Source organism: Pseudomonas sp. AGC41 (genome assembly GCF_057334555.1).
The window spans coordinates 8834-15276 of record NZ_JBHFJB010000047.1 but is presented as its reverse complement, the minus strand read 5'-3'; the positions used below and the strand labels follow the sequence as shown (position 1 = coordinate 15276).

Annotated in this window: 6 protein-coding genes; 5 read left to right on the top strand and 1 reads right to left on the bottom strand. The window is 64.5% G+C overall.

Annotation, left to right across the window (positions count from 1 at the left end):
* The 4 genes from ACE04F_RS09425 to kefC form a co-directional block, all read left to right on the top strand.
* Positions 1 to 460 (top strand): winged helix-turn-helix domain-containing protein (locus tag ACE04F_RS09425; protein ID WP_486106143.1); only part of this gene is annotated, 460 nt, incomplete at its 5' end.
* The gene (locus ACE04F_RS09420) at positions 457 to 1806 is read left to right on the top strand and encodes a sensor histidine kinase (RefSeq protein ID WP_486106141.1); all 1350 of its coding nucleotides are present in this window, start codon (positions 457 to 459) and stop codon (positions 1804 to 1806) included. The genes ACE04F_RS09425 and ACE04F_RS09420, both read left to right, overlap by 4 nt.
* Positions 1807 to 1909: 103 nt before the next feature.
* Positions 1910 to 2431, top strand: coding sequence for a glutathione-regulated potassium-efflux system oxidoreductase KefF (gene kefF, locus ACE04F_RS09415; protein ID WP_486106139.1), 522 nt, complete (start codon positions 1910 to 1912; stop codon positions 2429 to 2431).
* Between the two features lies 1 nt (position 2432).
* A complete protein-coding gene (gene kefC / locus ACE04F_RS09410) occupies positions 2433 to 4259 on the top strand; it encodes a glutathione-regulated potassium-efflux system protein KefC (protein WP_486106137.1) in 1827 nt (608 codons plus the stop codon).
* Positions 4260 to 4346: 87 nt separating this feature from the next.
* Here the strand turns inward: kefC and ACE04F_RS09405 are convergent, their stop codons facing one another.
* On the bottom strand, positions 4347 to 5219 hold the full coding sequence (locus ACE04F_RS09405) for an aldo/keto reductase family oxidoreductase (RefSeq protein WP_486106135.1): 873 nt from the start codon (positions 5217 to 5219) through the stop codon (positions 4347 to 4349).
* Between the two features lie 100 nt (positions 5220 to 5319).
* Between ACE04F_RS09405 and ACE04F_RS09400 the strand changes: the two genes are divergently transcribed.
* Positions 5320 to 6231 (top strand): LysR family transcriptional regulator, encoded by a 912-nt coding sequence (locus ACE04F_RS09400; RefSeq protein ID WP_486106133.1) that lies wholly within the window; start codon positions 5320 to 5322, stop codon positions 6229 to 6231.
* Positions 6232 to 6443 lie beyond the last annotated feature (212 nt).

Genomic DNA, 6443 nt, shown 5'->3' with positions numbered 1-6443 from the left:
CAGCGACCGTGTCGTCGGCCTGGAAATGGGCGCCGACGACTACCTGACCAAGCCCTTCGACGCCCGTGAGCTGCTGGCCCGGGTCCGCGCGGTCCTGCGGCGCACCGGCGAAGCGAGGGGCAGCCTGGGCGATATCTCCCGGCCGGTGCTGGAATTCGAAGGCTGGCAACTGGACGTCACCCGCCGCGAGCTGCGCTCCCCCGACAAGGTCATGATTCCGCTGTCCACCGGCGAGTTCGAACTGCTGCTGGTCTTCGCCGAACATCCGCGCCGCGTCCTCAGCCGCCAGCAACTGCTGGACCTGGCCCGCGGCGAAACCTTCGACGCATTCGACCGCAGCATCGACGTGCAGGTCAGCCGCCTGCGGCGCAAATTGGAGACCGACGTCACGGGCCCGTCGATGATCCGTACCATCCGCAACAGCGGCTACCTGTTCAGCCCTCACGTGGTGAAGCGATGACCACCAAGCGCCCGAAGGTGCCGCGCCCCAGAGACACCGTGGCGCGCTGGATCGCCCTGACCACCATGGTCTCGATGCTGACGCTGCTGGCCCTCAACGAGCTGTTCAGCCTGGTGGCCGGTGCGTGGGCGCGCCCTCCCCTGATGGAAACCGGCCTGATGGACAAGGCCGCGGCGATCACGCGCATCATCGACTCGGCCGATCCCGACCAACGGCACGCCATGGCCCGGGTCGCCAGCGACCCCGGGATCAACGTGCAGTGGCTGCAACGCTATGAGGAGGCGCATCTGCCGCAGATCGGGGACCCGGAGTTCAGCGAGGGCTCGGTTTTCCTGCGTCAGCAATTGAACAGGCCCGATGCCCGGATCGAGGCCTACGAGCCCAACGACTGGCCGGCCGCTGATGACCCGGGCAGACGCTACGCGGTGATCATCGAGCTGTCCGACCATACCTGGGTCATCTTCTCCGTCGGCTCGCGCAGCTGGGGGCTGGGGGAATGGCAGCGCAACCTGATCATCATCGCGTTGATCCTGCTCTCGACCTTGATCGTCGCCCTGATTGCCACGCGGCACCTGGCAACCCCACTGGAGCGCTTCGCCGAGGGCGCACGGCGCTTCGGCGTGGACTTCCGGGCGCCGCCGATCCCGGTCGTCGGCCCCTTCGAGATCCGCCAGGCGATCCTCGCGTTCAACGCGATGCAGGCCCAGCTCAAGCATTTCGTCCAGGACCGCACGCAAATGCTCGCGGCCATCTCCCATGACCTGCGCGCACCGTTGACCCGCATGCGCCTGCGCGGGGAGTTCATCGAGGACGCCGAACAGCAATCGCGGTTGTTCCGGGACGTCGACGAAATGCAGGCGATGGTCAATGCCGCGCTGGAGTTCTTCCGCGACGAAGCGCGCCTCGAACATGCCACCGCGTTCGACCTGGCGGAGCTGCTGCACACCGTCGTCGATGATTTCAGGGATGGCGGCATCGAAGTGTCTTTCGAAGGCGCCCAGCGCCTGGTCTACGTAGGCCGCCCCATCGGGATCAAGCGCGCGCTGACCAACCTGATCGACAACGCGGTCAAATACGCCAGCGAACCGGGTGTTCAACTCAAGACCTTCATCGATCGCATCGAAATCCGCATCCAGGATCGCGGCCCGGGCATTGCGCCCGAATACCATGAGCAGGTCTTCGCACCGTTCTTTCGCATCGAGGGTTCACGTAACAAAAATACCGGTGGCGTCGGCCTGGGCCTGTCGGCCGCTCGGGCGACGGTGCTCGAGCACGGCGGCACACTGACGCTCAGGAACCGCCGGGGCGGCGGCCTGGAGGCCAGGGTCTCGCTGCCGCTCAATTGACCCGGGCAAGGCTCGCCCGGGAACAATCTCCTAAACATCACGCGCCTTCCCCGGTAGGATGTCCGGCCTTTCGACCCGGACCCAGCCGCCTGGAATTGCCCCGATGATCCTGATCGTTTACGCCCATCCCTACCCCGACCAGTCGCGGGTCAACCAGCAGATGCTCAAGCGCGCCGGCGCCAATCCGGACGTGGTCATACGCTCGCTCTACGATCTCTACCCGGATTTCGACATCGACGTCGAGGCGGAACAGCGCGCCGTCGAACAGGCACAGCTGGTCGTGCTGCAGCACCCGATGTACTGGTACAGCATGCCGCCCCTGCTCAAATTGTGGATCGACAAAGTCTTCACCCACGGCTGGGCGTACGGCAAAGGCGCCACGGCCCTGAACGGCAAAAGCCTGCTGTGGGCCGTCACCACAGGTGGCGAACACGATCATTTCCAGATGGGCGCTTACCCCGGCTTTGCCGTACTGGCCCAGCCGCTCCAGGCCACGGCGCTCTATTGCCACATGCGCTGGCTCGAACCGATGGTCGTGCATGGCGCGTTTGCCGCCGACTCCGAGGCCCAACGCGAACAGATCGAACACTATGGCGAACGCCTGGCCGCCTGGAAGGACGCTTGATATGGAAACTCACAGCCTGATCGAAATGCTCATCTACCTGGCCTCGGCGACACTGATCGTACCGATTGCCGTCCGGTTGGGCCTGGGCCCGGTGCTCGGTTATCTGCTGGCCGGGTGCGTGATCGGCCCGTGGGGGCTGAAGCTTATAACCGACGTCAAGGCCATCCTGGAATTCGCCGAAATCGGCGTCGTGCTGATGCTGTTCATCATCGGCCTTGAGCTCGACCCCAAGCGCCTGTGGGCGCTGCGCCGGATGGTATTTGGTGGCGGCGCGCTGCAGATGCTCGCTTGCGGTGCCGCCATTGCTGCGTTCTGCGCGGCGCTCGGCCTGGGCTGGACGGCGGCCTTGCTGGTCGGCCTGACCCTGAGCCTTTCGTCCACGGCCATCGCCATGCAGGCGATGAGTGAACGCAACCTGAACGCTACCGCCGTGGGCCGCAGCAGTTTTGCCGTCCTGCTGTTCCAGGACATCGCGGCCATTCCCCTGGTGGCCATGATCCCGTTGCTCTCGGCCCACGGCGACACACCTTCGGGCATGGCCCTGGCGTTGTCGATCGTCAAGATCGTCGCCGCGATCAGCGTCGTCGTGCTGCTTGGGCGCTACGTGACCCGGCCGCTGTTGCGCTTCGCCGCGCGCTCGGGCCTGCGCGAAATCTTCAGTGCCGTGGCGCTGTTCCTGGTATTCGGCTTTGGCTTTCTCCTCGAAGAAGCCGGCCTGTCGATGGCCATGGGCGCGTTCCTCGCCGGCGTGTTGCTGGCGAGTTCCGAATACCGCCATGCCCTGGAAAGCGACATCGAGCCGTTCAAGGGCTTGCTGCTGGGGCTGTTTTTCATCGGCGTCGGCATGTCGATCGACTTCGGCACGCTGATCGACGCACCGCTGAAAGTCATCACCCTGACCGTCGGGTTCATCCTGATCAAACTGCTGGTGATCAAGGCCGTCAGCCGCTTCCTCAATGTCCCCGCCGGCCAGCGTTCCTGGCAGGCGGTATTGCTCGGCCAGGGCAGCGAGTTCGCTTTCGTGGTGTTCGGTGCCGCAACGTTGGCGGGCATCCTGACCGACCAGTGGGGCAAGAGCCTGACGCTGGCGGTCGCGCTGTCGATGTGCGTGACCCCGCTACTCATCCTGCTGTTGGATCGGATCGAGTCGGCAACCAAAAAGGATAGCCAGGAATCCGACCTCGTCGACCAGCAGAACCCGCGAGTGATCATTGCCGGCTTCGGCCGTTTCGGACAGATCGCCGGACGTTTGCTGATGTCCTGCGGCGTCGAGGTAGTGGTTCTGGATCACGACCCCGACAACATCGAGACGCTGCGCAAATTCGGCGTGAAAGTGTTCTACGGCGACGCCACGCGCCTCGACCTGTTGCACGCGGCCGGTGCGGCCCAGGCGGCGGTGCTGATCAACGCGATCGATGATCAGCAAGACAACCTGACGCTGAGCCGATTGGCCCAGGAGCACTTCCCCAGGTTGAAACTGGTCGTCCGCGCGCGGGACATGGGCCACCTGATCAACCTGCGGCAGATGGGGGTCGAGGTTGCCGAGCGGGAAACCTTCGAAAGCGCGCTGGCGCTGGGTCGCCGGGCGCTGGTGCAGATGGGTGTCGGCGCTTACGAGGCGCGCGAACGCGCCGATCAGTTCCGCCGCTTGAATCTGCAGATGCTCGAAGAAATCGTCGCCCAGCCGGAAGATGACCTCACGTTCCGGCACGACGCCTACCGACGCGCCAACGCGTTGCTCACGGAAATGTTCAACGAAGACCGCGCACGGCCCGTCGACAGCTGGCCGGAACACCATCGAAACGAGACGGATAAAAGCGCCGGCTAGACGCTGATACAGCAGGTCTGAGTTCCACTCGCCACGGGGTGGGTGCCAGGCGTTTATGCGACGGTGCAGGCAGGCGGACCGCGCCTGTTAATTTGCCTGCACCAACCCGTCCAACTCGGCGAGCATCGGCGATGGGATTTTCAGCTCACTCGCCGAGAGGTTTTCCCGCAGGTGCGCCACCGACGAGGTGCCGGGTATCAGCACCACGTTGGGCGCACGTTGCAGCAGCCATGCCAGCGCAACGCACAGCGGCGACGCCTGCAGGCGCGCGGCAACGTTCGACAACGTTTCCGATTGCAGCGGCGTAAACCCACCCAGCGGGAAAAACGGCACGTAGGCGATGCCTTGGCGGCCCAGGTCAACGATGAGTTGTTCGTCGTCGCGATGGGTCAGGTTGTAGTGATTCTGCACGCAGACCACCTTGGCAATTCCCTGGGCCTCCTTGACCTGCGCCGCCGTGACGTTGCTCAGGCCCAGGTGGCGGATCAGGCCCTGGCGCTGCAGCTCGGCCAATGCGGTAAAGGACTCTTCAATCGATCCTTCAGCGGGCGCATGCACATCGCCCATGACCCGCAGATTGACCACATCCAGCACCTCGACGCCGAGGTTGCGCAGGTTATCGTGCACCGCACGGGTCAGCTCGGCGGGGCTCTGGGCTGGGTTCCATGACGCATCGGCGCCCCGAACCGCGCCGACCTTGGTCACGATGACCAGGTCGTCGGCGTAAGGGTGCAGCGCCTCGCGGATCAGTTGGTTGGTGACATGAGGCCCATAAAAATCGGCGGTATCGATGTGATTGACCCCGGCCGCCAAGGCTTCGCGCAACACGGCGATGGCCGCCGCCGGGTCTCTGGGCGGCCCGAAGACTTGCGGCCCCGCCAGTTGCATCGCGCCGTAGCCCATGCGGTTGACCGTACGATCACCCAATAAAAAAGTCCCTGCCTTGTCTGCGCTGCTCATCGCGTACCCCTTGGATTAATGTGCGTGAGCCGACTATAGGCGTTGTCCACTCCACTGATAATCAGGTGCAATCCGAACGGGCTGTACGACGGAGAGAACAATGGCGACGAACATTCAAGACTTGCTGGCCTTCGTGGCGGTGGTCAATGCGCGGGGATTTCGCGAAGGCGCACGCATCAGCGGCAAATCCGCCTCCAGCCTCAGCGACGCGGTACGCCGGATCGAAAGCCGACTCGGCGTGCGCCTGCTCAACCGCACCACCCGCAGCGTGGTGCCGACCGAGGCCGGCGCACGGTTGATGGAACGCATCGTGCCAGCCCTGGGCGAAGTCGAATCCGCGCTGGACGTGGTCAACGATTTTCGCGACCGGCCTTCCGGCACCCTCAGGTTGAACGTGCCGGTCAGCGCCGCCCGGCTGGTGCTGCCTTCGATCATCGCGCCCTTCCTGAAAAGCTACCCCGACATCCGCCTCGAAGTGGTTACCGAAGAAAGCTTTGTCGACATGCTCGCGGCCGGGTGTGATGCGGGTATTCGCTACGACGAGCGCCTCGAACAAGACATGATCGCGATCCCCATCGGCCCGCGCTTCCAACGCTTCGCGACCGCCGCCGCACCGGCGTACCTAGACGCCCGCGGCCGCCCCGAGCATCCACGCGACCTGCTGCAACACGCTTGCCTGGCCGGCAAGTTCCCCAGCGGCGCCTTGCCGCTGTGGGAGTATGAGCGTGACGGCGAAACCATCAGCGTTGAGCCGAACGGCCCATTGCTGGTACGCATTGGCGGCGCCATGGACCTGGCCGTCCAGGCCGCGGTGGATGGACTCGGGATCGTCCACCTGTTCGAGGACTGGCTACGCCCTTACCTGGACAGCGGCGCCCTCGAACCGGTACTCGAACCGTGGTGGCAGCGCTTTAGCGGACCGTTTCTCTACTATCCCGGCCGCCGCTACCTGCCCTCGCCGCTGCGGGCGTTTGTGGATTTCATCAATCAGAACCGCGACCAAGACGCTTGATTGCGGCGCCCCATCGAACATCTCCATAAACTGAACCACCGCTTTCGCGAGCAGGCTCGCTCCCACATGGGTTCCTGCGGCGTGCATGCATCCACTGAACAACCGCCGTCCACTGTGGGAGCGAGCCTGCTCGCGATGGCGGCGGCACATCCAACATTTCCATGACTGAACCACCGCTTTCGCGAGCAGGCTCGCTCCCACATGGGTTCCTG